A 493-nucleotide genomic window follows, 5' to 3' on the forward strand; every position below is an offset into this window, starting at 1 on the left:
GTCACGCCATCGTCGGTCTCATCCTTCGGCCGCCGTCTCAGCGGTGCCCACACTGCCGAAAACAAATCCTTGAAAAACACCGGTACAAATAGATTCTGCCAAAGTAGTGCTAAGGCGTGTACCCATAAATCCGCTCGCCGAACGAAGCCCGCATTACCGTCAGAAGCGGACAAAGAAGCGCGCTTGGTCATGTCGGCTAAGGGGCCAGAAGCAGACCAAATCGCATTTCAAGGTTTGGCCCACTCCGGGCCAGTGCCGGTAAGGCGGCACTCACGGGCCCTGAACTCGTTTTTCATGCACTTTGCGGTACTAAAAATGGCCGTTTGCTTTTGCGCGAATTCTTTGGACCACGCGCGCATGTCTGCCCTCGCGACTGCTTCCAACATAATCCCGCGCACAGGATCGTCTCGAAGCGTTCCGAGAACGATACCCTGTCCGACGCCAACGCGGGTACAGCCTCCGATGTAGACAAATATCCTCAAGTACTTGGCAT

2 protein-coding genes are annotated in these 493 nt (G+C 55.4%); both read right to left on the bottom strand.

Annotation, left to right across the window (positions count from 1 at the left end; all coding sequences use genetic code 11):
* A partial coding sequence (locus FNJ47_RS50750) for a hypothetical protein (protein WP_206685420.1) occupies positions 1-191 on the bottom strand: 191 nt, incomplete at its 3' end.
* Between the two features lie 36 nt (positions 192-227).
* Positions 228-493: hypothetical protein (locus FNJ47_RS50755; RefSeq protein ID WP_206685421.1), on the bottom strand; the 266-nt coding region annotated here is incomplete at its 5' end.

The sequence above is a fragment of the Bradyrhizobium uaiense genome, from assembly GCF_010811875.1.
Classification (GTDB): Bacteria; Pseudomonadota; Alphaproteobacteria; order Rhizobiales; family Xanthobacteraceae; genus Bradyrhizobium; species Bradyrhizobium uaiense.